The organism is Wenyingzhuangia gilva (assembly GCF_030519655.1).
Classification (GTDB): Bacteria; Bacteroidota; Bacteroidia; order Flavobacteriales; family Flavobacteriaceae; genus Wenyingzhuangia; species Wenyingzhuangia gilva.
On the sequence record NZ_JAUMIT010000003.1, the window covers coordinates 342087 to 358431 of the forward strand.

13 protein-coding genes and 1 tRNA gene are annotated in these 16345 nt (G+C 31.1%); 4 read left to right on the forward strand and 10 right to left on the reverse strand.

The window, feature by feature from the left end; all coding sequences use genetic code 11:
- Positions 1-3: 3 nt before the first annotated feature.
- Positions 4-2088, reverse strand: a complete 2085-nt coding sequence (locus QVZ41_RS08560; RefSeq protein ID WP_302884146.1) for a TonB-dependent receptor plug domain-containing protein — start codon at positions 2086-2088, stop codon at positions 4-6.
- An 89-nt stretch (positions 2089-2177) separates the two neighbouring features.
- On the opposite strand from QVZ41_RS08560, the gene QVZ41_RS08565 reads away from it, so the two are divergent.
- Complete coding sequence (locus tag QVZ41_RS08565; RefSeq protein WP_302884147.1) at positions 2178-3080, forward strand: DUF6607 family protein; 903 nt, start codon at positions 2178-2180, stop codon at positions 3078-3080.
- Positions 3081-3163: 83 nt separating this feature from the next.
- Here QVZ41_RS08565 and QVZ41_RS08570 read toward each other — a convergent pair whose 3' ends face one another.
- Genes QVZ41_RS08570 through QVZ41_RS08580 form a run of 3 tightly spaced genes read right to left on the reverse strand, consistent with a single transcriptional unit; the run spans position 3164 to position 7562 of the window.
- Positions 3164-5203, reverse strand: a complete 2040-nt coding sequence (locus QVZ41_RS08570; protein WP_302884148.1) for a DUF4139 domain-containing protein — start codon at positions 5201-5203, stop codon at positions 3164-3166.
- A 50-nt stretch (positions 5204-5253) separates the two neighbouring features.
- Complete coding sequence (locus tag QVZ41_RS08575; protein ID WP_302884149.1) at positions 5254-6300, reverse strand: endonuclease/exonuclease/phosphatase family protein; 1047 nt, start codon at positions 6298-6300, stop codon at positions 5254-5256.
- 26 nt (positions 6301-6326) lie between these two features.
- Entirely contained in the window at positions 6327-7562 is a 1236-nt protein-coding gene (locus QVZ41_RS08580) for a DEAD/DEAH box helicase (protein ID WP_302884150.1), read from the reverse strand.
- Positions 7563-7686: 124 nt separating this feature from the next.
- Between QVZ41_RS08580 and QVZ41_RS08585 the strand changes: the two genes are divergently transcribed.
- Positions 7687-8769 (forward strand): AbiH family protein, encoded by a 1083-nt coding sequence (locus QVZ41_RS08585; RefSeq protein WP_302884151.1) that lies wholly within the window; start codon positions 7687-7689, stop codon positions 8767-8769.
- A 29-nt stretch (positions 8770-8798) separates the two neighbouring features.
- Complete coding sequence (locus QVZ41_RS08590; RefSeq protein ID WP_302884152.1) at positions 8799-9257, forward strand: GNAT family N-acetyltransferase; 459 nt, start codon at positions 8799-8801, stop codon at positions 9255-9257.
- Between the two features lie 85 nt (positions 9258-9342).
- Here QVZ41_RS08590 and QVZ41_RS08595 read toward each other — a convergent pair whose 3' ends face one another.
- The 6 genes from QVZ41_RS08595 to QVZ41_RS08620 all read right to left on the reverse strand — a co-directional run bounded on the left by QVZ41_RS08595 (position 9343) and on the right by QVZ41_RS08620 (position 16118).
- On the reverse strand, positions 9343-10527 hold the full coding sequence (locus QVZ41_RS08595; protein ID WP_302884153.1) for a C1 family peptidase: 1185 nt from the start codon (positions 10525-10527) through the stop codon (positions 9343-9345).
- Positions 10528-10787: 260 nt separating this feature from the next.
- Positions 10788-11537: a DsbA family protein gene (locus tag QVZ41_RS08600; RefSeq protein ID WP_302884154.1), complete on the reverse strand. Its 750-nt coding sequence runs from the start codon at positions 11535-11537 to the stop codon at positions 10788-10790.
- 132 nt (positions 11538-11669) lie between these two features.
- Positions 11670-13133: a magnesium chelatase gene (locus QVZ41_RS08605; protein ID WP_302884155.1), complete on the reverse strand. Its 1464-nt coding sequence runs from the start codon at positions 13131-13133 to the stop codon at positions 11670-11672.
- A 1-nt stretch (position 13134) separates the two neighbouring features.
- A complete protein-coding gene (locus tag QVZ41_RS08610; protein WP_302884156.1) occupies positions 13135-14265 on the reverse strand; it encodes a vWA domain-containing protein in 1131 nt (376 codons plus the stop codon).
- A 108-nt stretch (positions 14266-14373) separates the two neighbouring features.
- A complete protein-coding gene (locus QVZ41_RS08615) occupies positions 14374-15099 on the reverse strand; it encodes a hypothetical protein (protein ID WP_302884157.1) in 726 nt (241 codons plus the stop codon).
- Between the two features lie 26 nt (positions 15100-15125).
- The gene (locus QVZ41_RS08620) at positions 15126-16118 is read right to left on the reverse strand and encodes a Gfo/Idh/MocA family protein (protein WP_302884158.1); all 993 of its coding nucleotides are present in this window, start codon (positions 16116-16118) and stop codon (positions 15126-15128) included.
- A gap of 114 nt (positions 16119-16232) precedes the next feature.
- On the opposite strand from QVZ41_RS08620, the gene QVZ41_RS08625 reads away from it, so the two are divergent.
- A tRNA-Ser gene (locus tag QVZ41_RS08625) sits at positions 16233-16316 on the forward strand.
- The last annotated feature ends 29 nt before the right edge of the window (positions 16317-16345 follow it).

Sequence of the window (16345 nt, forward strand, 5' to 3'; positions counted from 1 at the left end):
TATTTAAAATTGAATATTTATTTTTCCGTATATAATTCTTCCTGGAATGTTACTAATGTTTTGGGCATCTTTAAAATTGGTGATATTGTCTATTCCAAATCCCAGTTTGTAGTGTTTTGCTATGTTTTTATTAATGGCAAAATCAGCAATGGCATAACCTTTAATAAAACGGTCATACTTATCTAAGTAACCATTATCATTGGTGTCAGATATTCCGTATTTACTTCTATAAGTAGTTCGTAGGTTGGTATCTAATTTCCAAGCAGGAATGTTATAGTAAAACTTTAGATTCACCATGTGCTTAGAGCGATTAAATAATCCAAAATAATCGTTTCGAGCTAGTAAAAAAGAAGAGCCGTTTTTATCTCTGGCAAAAACATTTCCATTTTTAAATTTTTGTTTAACACTTTCATCCTTGGCTATTAAATATTGATATCCTGCTTTAATTTTTAATTGCTGACTAGGTTTTAGAGTTGTGTTTATTTCTATCCCTTGCGTATATACATCGTGAATGTTGTAATAACTAAATACATTTTGACCATTTGTTTTATTGGCAATAACTCTAGTATCAATTAAATTTTTGATATTATTTTTAAATACATTTGCACTAAGAGAAAACAGGGAAGAGGCTTTAAAATTTGCTCCAAAGTTTATGGATAGTGAATTTTCAGCATTTAGCTTGTTATCAAATGAAGATATAGGAACAATAATGTTGTTTATCTGTCCTTGTTGTTCTAGTCTTGGGATTACTGTTTTAACCGCATTATATCCTACAACGGTATAACCTACAGCATTGTTGGTGAAATCAAAATAAAGTTGTCTAAAATCGGGAGCTTTAAATCCGTAACCAACAGATCCTTTAAGGTTTAGATGGTTGTTTGCTTTGTAATTTATGGCAAATTTTGGACTAAATTGTGACTTGTATTTGTTGTGATTGTCAAAACGAGCACCTAAAATTACATTGGTTCTTTTTCCTATGACTTTGTCGTATTGTAAAAACACATACGGAGCACTAAAAAAAGGTTTGGTACTAAAATCTGTTCTGTCCAATGTTTCATAATTCAATCCTATTCCTCCTACAATTTCAGAATGATACTTGGTTTTATATACAATTCTTAATTCTGGTTTTACCAATAGTTGATCAAAATAACTCTCACTATCTAGAGAATTGGTATCTGTATTATTTAAATATGAGTTTGTTTTGTAATTGGTTATGTAAAAGTCAAACAATCCATTAAAGTTCTCGTTTTCTTTATATTTTAAAACCAAATGATTGTTCCATTCATTCGCATTTTCTTTTCCTTTTAAATTTGCTGTGGGAACGTATTCTTGTTCTTGATTGTATATTCTGCTAGAAACATTTAATCGTAATTTGTTGTTTATTTTGTAAATAATAGTAGTGTTAAAAGTATGGTTTACATAAGGGTCTATGGTTTTAATATCATCTGTTTTGTTTAAATCATATCCTGCATTTTGATATCTATTGATAAATGCACTAATACTTACATCTCCTTTTTTAATGGCTATAGTGCTATTAAAATCATGAGTATTAAAAGAATCCCCTCTATAATTCATGTTTACTTTAGTTCCTCTTATAGGTTTCTCGGTAATGATGTTAATCACACCTCCTAAAGCATCATTTCCATACAAACTAGATGATGCTCCTTTTACAATCTCTATTTGTGCTATATTTCCTACACTAATTCTATTAATGTCTAAACTTCCTGCTATTCTACCAATTAAGGGAACTCCATCAATTAAAATTAAAGTGTATTGAGAGTCTAACCCTTGCATTTGTACTCCAGCTGCACCTCCATAATCGGGAACAGTGATTAGTCCTGTTTGTTCTTCTAAGACTTCATTTAAACGCATGGCATTTATTTGTTGTATTTCCTTTTTACTTACTATTTCTACAGGCATGGCTACAGAACTAATTAGTTTTTTTGTTCTAGTAGCTGTCACTACTACTTTTTCTAATTCTTGTGTTAAAACTGCTGTTTTTTCATTGATATTATTTTTTTGAGCATTTATTACAATCGTAAAAAAAATTAGTAAATAAGTATATTTATTATTTTTATTTAAACTCATTCTGTATTATATTTGCTGCAAATATATATTATTTTAAACAAGTCTAAATAATATTAGATGGATTTTTTTAATAAAAAATAAATTAAAACATGAAAAAAGTAGCAATGATAACTATGAGTATCTTGATGTTATCAACAATTGGAAATGCACAAAAAAAGAAAGATCAAGAGGCAATTAAAAGTATGTGTGGCTGTTACGAAGTAGGATTTAACTTTGCAGAAACTTTTGAGTATTCTAATGACACAGCCTATGTAGCTTCTAAAGTAAAACAAGAAAATGCATTGGAATGGGTTCAATTGGTAGAAGATGATAAGGATAAAATATCATTACAACATTTATTAATTGTAGGTTCTCCTAAAAGACAATTTGTAGTAAAACATTGGCGACAAGATTGGTTATATCAAAATAGAGATCTGTATGAATATGATAAAGGTTTAGTATGGAAATATAGTAATATATCTAAAAAACAAGCAAAAGGAACTTGGACTCAAAAAGTATTTCAGGTAGATGATAGTCCTCGCTACGAAGGTTTTGCTACTTGGGTACATGTTGATGGAAAGAGTTATTGGGAAAATACAGCAACAGCTCCATTACCGAGAAGAGAGTATACTCAAAGAAATGATTATAATGTTACTTTAAGAAGAAATAGACAAGAAATTACTAAAAATGGATGGATTCATAATCAAGACAATGATAAGTTGATTCGTAAAGATGGTCAACCCGATGTTTTGTTGGCTCAAGAAAAAGGCTTGAATACCTATGTAAAAGTAGATGATAGTAAATGTAAGGCTGCTCAAGATTGGTGGACAAAAAATAAAAATACTTGGGCGTTGGTTAGAGCCAAATGGGAGCAAGTTTACGGGAGAAATCAAGATTTAAAATTAAAAGAAGAGGTTGATGGAAAACCTTTGTATAAATACTTATTTGCCGATGACTTTTCTGGTAAAGAAGCTGAAATAGATTCTTTGATAGATAGTTATATTGTTGAGTAAATTTGTTTGTTTTTTGTTCAATAACCAAAAGCCCCGTTAATTAATTTTAACGGGGCTTTTACTCTAATGTTTTAGATTATTAATTAGTCAATAATCAACCTTTTGTCTTTAGGATGTTTTACCAAATATTCAATATTCAAAGTTTTACTAGTTGTTTTAGGAATATTTAAGTTCCATTTTAATTCTCCAGACAAGCTATTCATTGCTGCATCTGAAATATTTAAAACCTCTACTTTAATTTCATCTGTTACAGAAACCGGCACTTGATCTAAGATTTGAATATTAATCGGTTGATTTTTATTATTCTTAATATCAACTTTCCAATGTCTAGTCGTTTCTACGTTTTTACTAAAAAACTTTTGACCTACATTTTCGGTCACAGGACTTCTGTTAATATCTATTTGTTTGTCAACACCTAAAGAAATAATAATTTCTTCTTTTACAGCTCCTAAATCTAACACTCCTTTGCTCTTAAAAGTGTTGTCAAAAAACACATTGGTTTCACCATCTAACAATTGATATTTTTCCCAATCCTTAATTTTAGCGGTTAAATATGCAGATTTGTTCACTTTTGGAACCGTATAATATTGATACTCTGCAGGAACTTGTAATGTTTTTAAAGTGATTTCTTTTACGTTTACAGTACTTTTGACAGTTTGATTCTTTTCAATCTTAAAATTAACAGCTGTTTGGTTGATGCTTGTAACGACATTGGCTCCATTTTTAGTAGTAATAACAATCACTCCATCGCTTCCTCTACTTCCATAGACACTAGTAGCAGAAGCATCTTTTAAAACATCGATAGATTTGATTTCATCAGGAGATAAATTTGGATTATTACTCATGGCTACTCCATCAACTACATATAATGGAGATGATTCATAATCATCAATATCACTTCTTGTCTCCATTATTTGTATACCAGATGTTTTTCCTTCTAAAGCTCTTCCTACAGATCTATTTTTCTTTTGATTTCCATAACCAACCACCACAACTTCATCTAGAGATTCACTGCTAGGATTTAATCTAAAATTTAAGGTTTCACTAGTAACTGGTTTTTCTTGCGTTTCAAAACCTAAATAACTTGCTTGAATGGTTTTGGTATTGTTGGGTAAACTCAGTGCATATTCTCCATCAAAATCAGTCATTGTAATAATATTAGTGCCTTTTGCAGAAACATTCACCCCTGGTAGTGGATTTCCTTTTTCATTTAAAACTTGGCCTTTTATATAAGAAATATTGTTAGTAGCACCTCTTTTTTGGTTAAAAGATAATTGATAAGGCGTTAATTCTGGTGCAACTCCAGAAACTGTTGGATTGTCTGATGAAAAAGTCAATACCACATCATTCCAATCTACTTGGGAATTTTGCTGTAAATTGGCTTTGTAAGTAATTTCTAAAGGATTGTTAATATCAATCGCTTTGATGTCATAAGAAGGATACCAGCTAACATTGTCTACTAAATAAGTAATTTCAAAATTTGTGTTTTCTATTTTGGTGGTTTCTACTTTTACAAATATTTCTCCAGTTGGTAATTCATTGTTATTGCTAAGGGTATTAATTTCATTGTTAATTTTTCTTTGCTCCTCGTACAAACCTTTTAGTCTTTTAGCAATAGCCAATTCTTCTAATTTTAGCTTTTTATATTGATTGGCATAATAAGTAGCGGTTTGACTTAAATTGCTTACCGTTAAGGTTTGATTGGTTCCTCCAATGGTTTTGTTTTTTTGTAAAAAATCGATGTTTTGACTCACAATTTCAGACTGTGTATTTTCTAAAGTGATTTTATCAGTGATTGCTTCAAGTTTTTCTTCCAAAGCTTTTACTTGCTCTGATTTTTTGATTTCGTTGAGATAATTTTTTTTGTGATTTACCGCAAGAATGTTAATACTTGGAGCTGTTTTTACTTGAATGCTTTTTACATCAATAAAAGGAGAGAGTTCATTAAAAACAAGAGTAGTAATTCCTTTTTTTAAAGAAACTTTAACGTCTCTATTAATTTGTGCCTTGTTTAAGAAAACAGTGGCTTTGTTTACTTGGCTTGGTGTTTTTTGTTCTTCTTGAGCAAAAGTAATTTGTGTTAATAGTACAAGAACTATTAGCGCTTTATAAGTCTTTTTCATATAATTATGTTTTTCTCTAAAATAGAAAAAAACATTGACAATTGTTTCTTTTATCTATTGTCTGATTCTTCTTTGCGACCTTCGTTAATTAATTCATCAGCTTCTTGCATCAAATTAGAAGAGGTATTGTGAGCTGAATGCTGTTTTAGATCCATACAAAAATCTACATAAAGCGGTAAATGATCGGAATTGATGGGCTCGAGTGTTTTAATTGTACGAATTTTGATGTTATTAGAATGATATATCAAATCCAGGGGAATTTTAAAAAAACGATATTTAGCTGGAAAAGTAGAAATAAATCCTCTTCCTTTTCTAGCATCATTTAATCCAGATATTTTAGTAAACATTTTGGTAATTCTAGACCAAGCAACACTGTTAAAATCACCAATAACCACGGTAGGTAATGTTTGTTTTTTAACTGTTTTTGCCATACAAAGTAGCTCTCCATCTTTTTCTTTAGAATTAGATTCTTCTGTAGGACTTGCAGGAGGTGGATGGATTCCATAAAACATAAATGGAATTCCGTTGTTGGTTTTTAATTTTGCAGCAATACTAGGAATGTCATCAGAAACAAAATAGTTTACCTTCATATCTTCAACGTCTAATTTAGTGTAGAAATGCATTCCATAGGTGTTTTCTAGCGCTACTTTTTGATGGTTAGGATACTTGTCTTCTATTGTTTCTAGTGCATTTTCCCAATCTTGATTGCTTTCTAAGGTTAACAAAATGTCTGGTTGATGCTTGGCAATCAAATCAATTAAATGATGATATTCTTTGTTAAACTGATATACATTTACTGAAATGATGGAAATAAAATCATCACCATCAGCAATCACTTTTTTGTTTTTTAAAGCGATATAAGGATATAATACCTTAACGTTATGAGCAATGGTGACTGATAAAATCAGCTGAGCGATAATCAAACAATAGTTAGATTCTAAAGTTAAGAATCCAAATAACAAGATGAGTATTTGAAAAACCGTAAGATGTATCTTCCCAAAACTAGCAATCCTATAAATCCAATGTTGATGAGGAACTTTTGGTAAAAAAGTAAGCACAACCACTAATATGTTCAATGTGTAATAAACAGCTTCCATTTAATGATCTGGTTGTGGTTTTTAGCTTAATACCAACGTTTTTTCTTGGCTTTAGAAGCTTCAGATTTACGACCTTTTTTATATTTGCTACCTTGTTTTTTATGAACTTCTGGTTTGGCAGCAGGATCTAAAGGATAAGGATGGTTTTCTTCTACCGTAATAAATTTACCCATCAGTTGTTGAATGTCTTTTAAATAAGGTTTTTCATCAGCAGAACAAAAAGCCAAAGCACGACCTTCTTTTCCTGCACGACCAGTACGACCAATTCTGTGTACATAACTTTCAGGAATGTTAGGCAAATCAAAGTTAATCACAATATCTAAATCTGGTACATCAATTCCTCTGGCAGCCACATCGGTAGCAATTAAAATGTTGACATCGTTATTTTTAAACTTGTTTAAAGCTTTGGTTCTGGCAGCTTGTGTTTTATCACCGTGAATGGTATCTACCTTATATTTATTTTTTAAAAGCGTTTCTTCTAATTTATCAACACCAAATTTGGTACGTCTAAAAATTAAAATATTTCCTTGTAAATCGTTTCTTAACAAGTGTAAACACAATTCAATTTTCTTAGGTTTTGGCACCATGTACAATTCTTGACTCACAGTTTTAGCAGCAGAAGAAATAGCAGAAACCGATACTTTTTCAGGTTCTGTTAGTAATTCCTTGGCCAAAGCTTCAATTTTTGGAGGCATGGTAGCAGAGAATAATAATGTTTGTTTTTTTGGCGGACACAAACGTTCTATTTTTTTAACATCATCAATAAAGCCCATGTCTAACATCATATCGGCTTCATCTAATACTAAAATCTGAACGTAATCTAAATTTAAAAGATCTCTTTTGTGTAAATCTAACAAACGACCTGGAGTCGCAATTAAAATATCAACCCCTTTGTTTAATTGATCTATTTGTGGTTCCATAGACATTCCACCATACACAGAAGTTGTTCTTAAATTGGTGTAAGTACTATAACTTTTAAAGTTTTCTTCAATTTGTACAGCCAATTCACGAGTAGGACTTACGATCAAAGCTTTTATTTTTTTGTCTTTTGTACTAGCATCTGTTTGCGAAAACAAACGATCTAAAATAGGCAAGGCAAAAGCAGCAGTTTTTCCAGTTCCAGTTTGGGCACAACCAATCACGTCTATTCCATCTAAAACCAAAGGAATGGTTACTTCTTGAATAGGTGTAGGAGTGGTGTAGTTTTGTTCTGCTACCGCTTTTAAAATTTTAGCGTTTAAGTGTAAGTCTTTAAATGTCATAAATGGTGTTTACTAGTCTTGCAAAGATAGGGAAGTTGTTAGTAATATGTGTGTAAGTATTTTGATCTAATTTGTTTAGAAAGTAATATTGATCGTATCTTTAGGAATTGACAAAATTGCACACATGAAAAATATTTTTATTATAGGAAATGGATTTGATTTGGCACATGGGTATGATACTGATTATAGGTCTTTTTTAGAATATATGATTGAAGCTAAAAATAGTTTATTAACAGTGGTTAATATTAGAGATGGTAAGGGGAAAATTATTGAATCAAATAAATCTCTACAAGTAACAGCTAGAGGAAATAACACCAGTTATAAAATGATTATAAATAAAGAACTTTTACAGCATGAATTACATGTAGATAATGAATTTTTAAAAGAGATTATATCTAAAACCAACATAGAGAAGTGGTGTGATATTGAAGTTTTGTATTATGAATTATTAAAACCGTCAAAGAATCCCAAAAAACTAAATAATGAACTAAGTCAAGTTAAAAATGAATTAGAAAAATATTTAGATCAATTTAATAAGGAACAAAATGAGATTTCAGAATTCTCTTCTTTCTTTAATAAAATAGGAGAAGGGGGAGAGAGTTTAGTATTAAACTTCAATTACACCAATACCTTTGATAGGTTATATAATAAAAATAAAAAGTTCAAAGTATTAAATTTTCACGGTCAGTTAAATTGTAAAACAAATCCTATTATTTTTGGTTATGCACCCATAGAAGAGGAAACTAAACTCTTAATTGATAAAAATGATAATGAGTATTTAAAAAACATCAAACGTTATTATTACAAACAAACTCAGAACGAAAATAAGCTTAATGAGTTCTTGGAGAAATCAGATAAAAATATTGTGAATTCAGAAGAGATTAATGTTTTTGTAATTGGTCATTCCTGTGGTGTTTCAGATAGAAAAATACTGAATGATATTTTTACGGACAAAAATGTAAAAAACATCAATATTATGTATTATAAAGATTATCAAGGTTATTTTGATACGTTGGTAAATATTGATAGAGTAATAGGAAAAGAAAGTCATTATGGTGTGATTAGGAATTTTGAATTGTCTTTATCAGCTCCTCAGTATAGTAACGATGATAGTAAAACAAAAATAAAATTTATAGAAAAGTTAGATTTGTTACTTGGTAATATTAAAAATAATGACAGAGAGGTTAGTTTAGATGTTTTATTATAAAATTAAAATCACATTATAAATAAAAAAGAATGTCAATAACCATACAAGTAAAATATTTTTCTGAATTAACCACTCAGGAGCTATACGGAATACTACAATTAAGAAGTGAAGTTTTTGTGGTAGAACAACAAATTATTTATCAAGATATAGATGGAAAAGATGAAAAGGCTTTACATGTTTTAGGTTTTAAGAATCACAAAATAATAGCTTATACTCGTGTTTTTAACCCAGGAGATTATTTTGAATGGGCGAGTATCGGTAGGGTAGTAGTGGCTAAAAAAGAACGTTCTTTTAAATATGGTTATGCTATTGTAAATGCTTCCATAAAGGTAATTGAAGATCAATTAAAAGAAGAAAAAATAAAAATTTCAGCCCAATTGTATTTAAAATCTTTTTATAACAATTTGGGTTTTATAGAAAAAGGTGATTCTTATTTAGAAGATGGAATTCCACATATTGCCATGATAAAATCCAAAGAGTTATCTTAATTTTAAAGATGATATTAAATAAAAAATGAATGTATTTAGATACATTCATTTTTTATTCTTTAACGATTTAAAAAGTAGTTTGAAACTAATTTTTATAAATGTTTTTAGGAATGGCATGTTTGTTTAATAACAAAGCAGTGCTTTTGTATTTTACATACTCTTTGGTTACATATAAATATCCGTTGTAATCGTTAGATTGTCCCCAAGAGTTTTTTACAATATAATATTCTTTATCATTCTGATCTTTTGCCAAACCAATAATTTGCATTCCATGATCGTCTGTAGTTGTGTAATTGTCAAACGCTTTTTGTCTCATTTCAACAGTTACTTTTAATTCTGGTTTTGGACCGTTAAACATAGTTGTACGTTCCTCAGTTGTCATGTCTTTATAATCAACAGCAGGTACATAAGCCACTCCGTTTTTCCAACTAAAGTATTTTTCACTTACATCCGTTGCCCATCCAACAGAATATCCTTTTTTAAGAGCGTTGTCTATAGAAGCCGTTAAATCATCCATGTTTACATTATAAGCATAATCAAAACTCCAGTTGTCTGGCACTGCTAAAAACACATTTTGATAAATAGGTTCACTAGGAATACAAGTCATTTCTATATAATCATTGGCATTTAATCCAATTACTTTATTGGCAAATTCTTTAGGAGTATATGTTTTTCCTTCGTAATTAAAATGTTCAGGAACTTTTCCTAGGTAAGAATCAACCACGGCAGTAAAAGCTTCTAACCAGTTTGGTGTTAATTCTCCGTTTTTGTTTTGAATTACACCATCAAGCATTCCTTTTAAGATAGCTTGCATTTCACCAAACTTGTTATAATCAGTTCCATAGTTTAATCCAGTATAAACTTCTTGTGGCAAGGCTCCATATTTTTTGTAGATGTTGATCACATCATGCAAAGCACCACCATCACCCCAAGCTACATTTCCGTGCATACGAACATAATTAATCGCTTTTTCTATGTACACACATCTAGCCGTATAAATTTCTGAAATGTCTACCGCTTTCTTACCATTTTTAATCATTTCTGTTTCAATAAAAGAGTTTCCAGAATAACTCCAACAAGTACCACTACTTCCTTGATTTTTAACAGAGGTGGTTTCTAAGTTGATGACATCAGTAAATTGAAAACTTTCTTTGGAAACATTACTTTTGTTAGCATCTAAAGATTTAATTAAGTCTACTTGCGCTGAAGAACCAATAGTAACAAAGGAAATCAGTAGAAAAGCTTTTACGTTGTTTTTTAGGGATTTCATAAAATAAAATAAGGTTTATATGTTTTTTAATACCTCTACTTTTTAATATTTAATAATATCAAAAAAGCTTGTAAATTATTTAACAATCATAGAGGTGGTTTACAGGGTAAATATAGCTAAAACACTAGTGTTGTAGAGTAGTTGAGATCATTTTTAAGCATTTGTTAAGACTCAAAAAAAAACAATAAATGACAAAAACCAATAAAGGCATTGAAATAATTTCAATGCCTTTATTGGTTTTTAAAGAAAAAATCTTGTTTCTAAGAAGGATTAGAAATCTGTTCCTTAAATATTTTTAAACGTGCTTCTAAATCTTTGTAGCTAGCAAATCCGTTACTTAAATAAGCTCTTTTTCCACCTCCTTGAATTACCAAACATGGCATTCCGCTGATGCCACTTTTGGCAAAAGTTTCAAAATCTTGTTTTGCTAAATTTAAGTATTTGTCCTCTTTTATTTGAGTTTTAAAAAGTTCAAAATCGTACTCAATAGCTAAAACAGCATTTTTGTAAGAGTCAATGTCTCTAACATCTTTTGCATCGTAATTAATGGTTTTTAACAATAGTTCAGCAAAATCTAAAGCTTTGTTTGGAGCATTTTCCTTAATAATACTTAAAGCGATGGCAGGTAAGGTAGAGTCTAACCAAATGTTCTCTTCGGTTTCAAGTTTATTTACAAACGCTTGACCAAATTTTACTCCAGAAACTTCTTCTACGCTTCTAAAAGCTCCATTTTTAACGTAAGGAGCAATATCATTAATTTTTCCTACTCTGTTTCCTAAAAACAACCCACCACTAATTACTTCAAAGTGGATGTCATCAGCATGATTTTTTTTGAATTCCTGAAAAGGTTTAGAAAAACCATAACACCAACCACAAAAAGCATCGTAGTAATATGTAATTTTTAATTCTTTTATTTTTTCAATTTGGTTGTTTTCCAAAGGACTGTTCTCATTATTATTTGGAGAACATATTCCTGTATTGATATCACAATAATTGTCTGTAGTATCCATTTTTTATTGATTTTGAGTGTTGGTCGGGAAATTATTGAAAAATTACTTTATTGATAAAATTTCCAACTCCCAACTCCCAACTCCCAACTCCTAACTACCTTCTACTTTCTACTTTATACCCAATACCATTAATTATATCCCATCAATAAAACTCTCAAAAGAATCTTTAAATCCGTAACCTTCGCTTAGTTCTACTTTGGTTAATTTTTTATATTCCACCAAGGCCCACAACACAAATTCTTTAAAAAACGGAAGATCTTTTTTGTCTAAATCAGGTTGATATTCTGTTAATAAATCTGTTAAAGGCGTAATGTATTCTAATTGTTGTTCATATTCTTTATCCGTTAAATCATTGGCCAATTCAAAATCAGTTCCATCAATAAACCATTTAATGATGTCATCGTAAGGAGTAGTGGCACCTTTACGAACTAATTTTTCAATAGCAGGAAAATATGTTGGAAATAAGGTTTTAATAGCGTCGTTGATTAAAATTTCAGCTACTGAGGCGGCACCTTCTTGTTCCCCTTCGTACACCAATTCAACTTTTCCGTTAATGGCAGGAATAATTCCCATAAAGTCACTCAAACGAATACTCGTTTTTTTAGCTCCACTGCTTAACATTCTTAATTCAGCGGTACTCATTAAATTTTCATAAGCAGAAATACTCAAACGAGCGCTTACCCCACTTTTTACATCCACATATTCACTCTCTCTGGCTTCAAAACCAATTTGTTCTAACAAATCTTTGGCAAGTTCGGGAACATAAATGTTTTTAGATTGATTTTCTTCTAGTTTTGCTTCTTGCTGTGTAATGGCTTTGGCAATCTGAATATTATCAGGATAATGGGTTAAAATTTGTGAACCAATTCTATCTTTTAAAGGAGTAATAATACTTCCTCTGTTGGTATAATCTTCAGGATTGGCAGTAAATACAAATTGCATATCCAAATCAAAACGAAGCTTAAAACCACGAATCTGAATATCTCCTTCTTGTAAAATATTAAATAAAGCAACTTGAATTCTAGCTTGTAAATCGGGCAATTCATTAATCACAAAAATTGAACGGTTGGCTCTAGGAATCATTCCGTAATGAATCACCCTATCATCAGCATAAGACAATTTTAAGTTGGCAGCCTTTATAGGATCGATGTCTCCAATAATGTCGGCCACAGTCACATCAGGAGTGGCTAATTTTTCTGCAAAACGTTCAGACCTGTGTAACCAGGTAATCGGAGTTTCCTCTCCATGTTCAGCAATCAATTCTTTGGCAAAACGAGAAATGGGCTTTAAAGGGTCATCATTAATTTCAGAACCTGCCACCACGGGAATATATTCATCTAATAAATTCACCATCTGGCGAGCCAAACGCGTTTTTGCTTGTCCACGCAATCCCAATAAGTTAATGTTGTGTTTTGATAAAATAGCACGTTCCAGTTGTGGAATTACCGTGTTTTCATATCCGTGAACGCCTGTAAAGGTTTCTTTTTGTGCTGTTTTTAAGTTGATTAAATTGGTTCTTAATTCTTCTTTAATGCTTTTATATTGATATCCTGCAGCTTTTAAGGCTCCTAAGGTTTTGATGTCTATTTGTTTCATATTATCCTTTAATTCTTTTTTTTCTATTTTGTTCGTAATCTTCAAAAATCATTTCCCCCAATCCTTGTAAACCGGTGTAAAAGGCTTTTCCTTGATTTGCTTGGGTAAAAGCTCTTACAAATTGCATTAAATAAGGATCTTGTGCAATCATAAAAGTGGTGATAGGAATGTGAAGTTTTCGTGCTTGACTGGCTTTGTCGTAACATTTACGAACAATATGTTGATCTAATCCATTACTGTTTTTATAATATCTTCCATCAGGCAAACGCAAGCAACTTGGTTTTCCATCGGTAATCATAAATATTTGTTTGTTGGTGTTTCTTTTACGTCTTAACAAATCCATTGCTAATTCTAATCCAGCCACCGTATTGGTATGATAAGGGCCTACTTGTAAATAGGGTAGGTCTTGAATAGAAATTCGCCAAGAATCATTTCCAAATACAATAATATCCAGCGTGTCTTTTGGATAACGAGTGGTGATGAGTTCTGCCAAGGCCATGGCTACTTTTTTGGCAGGAGTAATTCGGTCTTCTCCATACAAAATCATACTGTGGCTAATGTCAATCATCAAAACTGTACTCATTTGCGATTTGTGAGTGGTTTCATTTACCACCAAATCTTCTTCATGTAACTGAAAACCATCTGTAATCCCATTATTGATTTGGGCATTACGAATACTTTCCGTCATAGATACATTGTCTAATCCATCACCAAATTGATACGCTCTAGTTTCTCCGGTAGTTTCATCACCAGTACCTATTTTTTTAGTATTGTGATTTCCAGATCCAGATTTTTTAAGCTTCCCAAAAATTTGATTCAACGCTCTTTGTCTGATGGCTCTTTCTGTTTTGGCCGTAATTCCTGTTCCTGAATTTCCATCGGGTTTTACACGTTCTTGTATAAATCCTTTGTCGAATAAATCACGTTTAAAATCTTCTAATGTATATTCTGGAGTGGTGATTTGGTAAGTTTTATCTAATTGTTCTAGCCAATCAAACGCCTCATCAACATCACCTGAAGTGTGGGTAATTAATTCTTTAAAAATATCTAAAAGCTTATCGAAAATACTCAGTTCTGGAGCTTCATATTTTTTAAAAACAAAACCGGTATAAGTACTATCTCTATTGTTCATGGGTTTAATTTTAAATGATGCATAAAGCTGCTACTAAATTTAAGGAATTTAGTAGTTTGATGGTTTAGTCGTAATAAGATGTGCTTAATTAAGAATTGTTATAAAAAATTATAATGCTGTAAAAATCTTATCCTCTATCTGTTTGCTTACTACTACATTTTTAGGTCCAAAAGTTCCGTTTAATCGATCAAAAGAAAGTAAAACATTTCCAGCATTTTGATAATTGTTCCAAGCCATAGTGAACTTAGGTGTTTTATCATTAAACTTTGGAAAATAAGACCATTGTTTTACCAAATGCTCTTCTTGGTCTACATAAATCAAATATTTGTTTTCAGGAGTAACTCCCACATTTTCAAAAGTCATTTGTAATACGTCAGCCGTATGTCCATCAGGAAGTTTATCAGTACCGATATGTATTAATTGTACTCCTGGGTCTAATAATTTCCAAGGCATGGTTAACCAATAAGAATCATTAATCCACCATTTTTTACCTTGTTCTAGCAGCTTTTGGATTTCTTCAGTATTTTTAACCAACTCTCCATTTTTAAAAGCCTTTCCTTTTAAAGTGTTGATATTAACCAGAACAACTAAATTTTGCTCAGGATTCTCTACACGAACATCTCCAGTCCATTTATCCCAATACAAGGTTCTTTTCCCAAAATCCCATTTGATAAAATGAGTGTTGTTCCAGTTTTTAACACCTCCCATTTGTTCCATCACTTCTAAAGCAATTTCTTTGGCTTTTTCAGTTGGATTCTGAGCCTGAGTATTTATACTTCCTGTAAATAGGATAGAAAAGAGTAGGAGTGATTTTATTTTGATAGCTAATTTCATGTTGATTGATGTTTAAGGTTAGATTTTTATGAGGATAATAAACCACTGATTTCTTCAATCCAGTAGTTTGTTTTGGCTCCAATTTTACCAGTACTATATGTTTTTTTAGTGTTGTATATTAAATCATTTACAATAGATGCAATTAATGGGCCTTGTACATGTTCTGGATAATTTATTTCAAAAACTTGTTGACTTCCATCAGCTAGTGTTAGTACTACAGGATTGTCATTAAAACAGGCCATTTTAATATTTCCTTTACTTCCGTTAATGATTAATTCATCGCGTTTGGTGCTAATTCCGTTGTTAAAAGCCCAAAAACAAGAACCCACTACATTGTTCTTGAAAAGAATATTGGCCGCCACCACATCATTAGATTTATTGATTTTAGATTGATTAACAGCCAAGCCTTGCACATGTTCTATATCACCAATTAAAAATTCTAAAATATTAATTTGATGAGAACCTAAATCATAAAAATATCCATCACCTGCAATTTTAGGATCCACTCTCCAATTGTTTTTTACATAGTTTTCATCAACTACATCTAAAGGTTTGGTTAGGTTGATTTGTACATTTAACAAAGTTCCAATAGTTCCATTATCTATCAACTCTTTTGCTTTTAAAAAATTCGGCAAACAAGTTCTGTAGTAAGCAATATATAAAGGTAAATTTTTGTCTTTAAAAGCTTTGGTAATCTCCACACATTCTTGATGGGTAATAGCCATCGGTTTTTCAATATAACAAGCTTTTCCAGCCTCAGCAACCTGTAAAGCATAAGCTTTGTGGTATTTGGGAGGTGTAGCAATATAAACCGCATTAATGTCTGGATGGTTGATGATTTCCTCAGCACTAGTTGTCCACTCAGGAATATGATGTCTTTTGGCATAATCTTTTGCTTTTTCGGCATCTCTACGCATCACAGAAATTACACTCGAATTAGGTGTCTTATACATGGCAGGTGCGCTTTTTACTTCGCAAACATTTCCTACTCCAATAATTCCCCAGTTAACTTGTTTCATAAGGTTGATTTTATTTTACCTAAAAGTAAGGTATTCTATGTAATTAATGAAATAAGAAAAAGCAAGAAAGATTGTAATTAATCAATTACATTTTGTTTATTTGCAATCCAATTTAGAGAGGTGCCAGAGTGGTAATGGAGCAGCCTGGAAAGCTGTGGTCGAGAAATCGGCTCCAGGGTTCGAATCCCTGTCTCTCTGCAAATATTTAAAAAACCTTATAAGCTTTA

Excerpts from the sequence above, each read along its gene's own strand:
- QVZ41_RS08570 (WP_302884148.1), bottom strand. The coding sequence starts at position 5,203 with ATGAAAAAGACTTATAAAGCGCTAATAGTTCTTGTACTATTAACACAA.
- QVZ41_RS08605 (WP_302884155.1), bottom strand. The coding sequence starts at position 13,133 with ATGAAACAAATAGACATCAAAACCTTAGGAGCCTTAAAAGCTGCAGGA.
- QVZ41_RS08580 (WP_302884150.1), bottom strand. The coding sequence starts at position 7,562 with ATGACATTTAAAGACTTACACTTAAACGCTAAAATTTTAAAAGCGGTA.
- QVZ41_RS08590 (WP_302884152.1), top strand. The coding sequence starts at position 8,799 with ATGTCAATAACCATACAAGTAAAATATTTTTCTGAATTAACCACTCAG.
- QVZ41_RS08595 (WP_302884153.1), bottom strand. The coding sequence starts at position 10,527 with ATGAAATCCCTAAAAAACAACGTAAAAGCTTTTCTACTGATTTCCTTT.
- QVZ41_RS08610 (WP_302884156.1), bottom strand. The coding sequence starts at position 14,265 with ATGAACAATAGAGATAGTACTTATACCGGTTTTGTTTTTAAAAAATAT.
- QVZ41_RS08620 (WP_302884158.1), bottom strand. The coding sequence starts at position 16,118 with ATGAAACAAGTTAACTGGGGAATTATTGGAGTAGGAAATGTTTGCGAA.
- QVZ41_RS08575 (WP_302884149.1), bottom strand. The coding sequence starts at position 6,300 with ATGGAAGCTGTTTATTACACATTGAACATATTAGTGGTTGTGCTTACT.
- QVZ41_RS08600 (WP_302884154.1), bottom strand. The coding sequence starts at position 11,537 with ATGGATACTACAGACAATTATTGTGATATCAATACAGGAATATGTTCT.
- QVZ41_RS08565 (WP_302884147.1), top strand. The coding sequence starts at position 2,178 with ATGAAAAAAGTAGCAATGATAACTATGAGTATCTTGATGTTATCAACA.
- QVZ41_RS08560 (WP_302884146.1), bottom strand. The coding sequence starts at position 2,088 with ATGAGTTTAAATAAAAATAATAAATATACTTATTTACTAATTTTTTTT.
- QVZ41_RS08585 (WP_302884151.1), top strand. The coding sequence starts at position 7,687 with ATGAAAAATATTTTTATTATAGGAAATGGATTTGATTTGGCACATGGG.
- QVZ41_RS08615 (WP_302884157.1), bottom strand. The coding sequence starts at position 15,099 with ATGAAATTAGCTATCAAAATAAAATCACTCCTACTCTTTTCTATCCTA.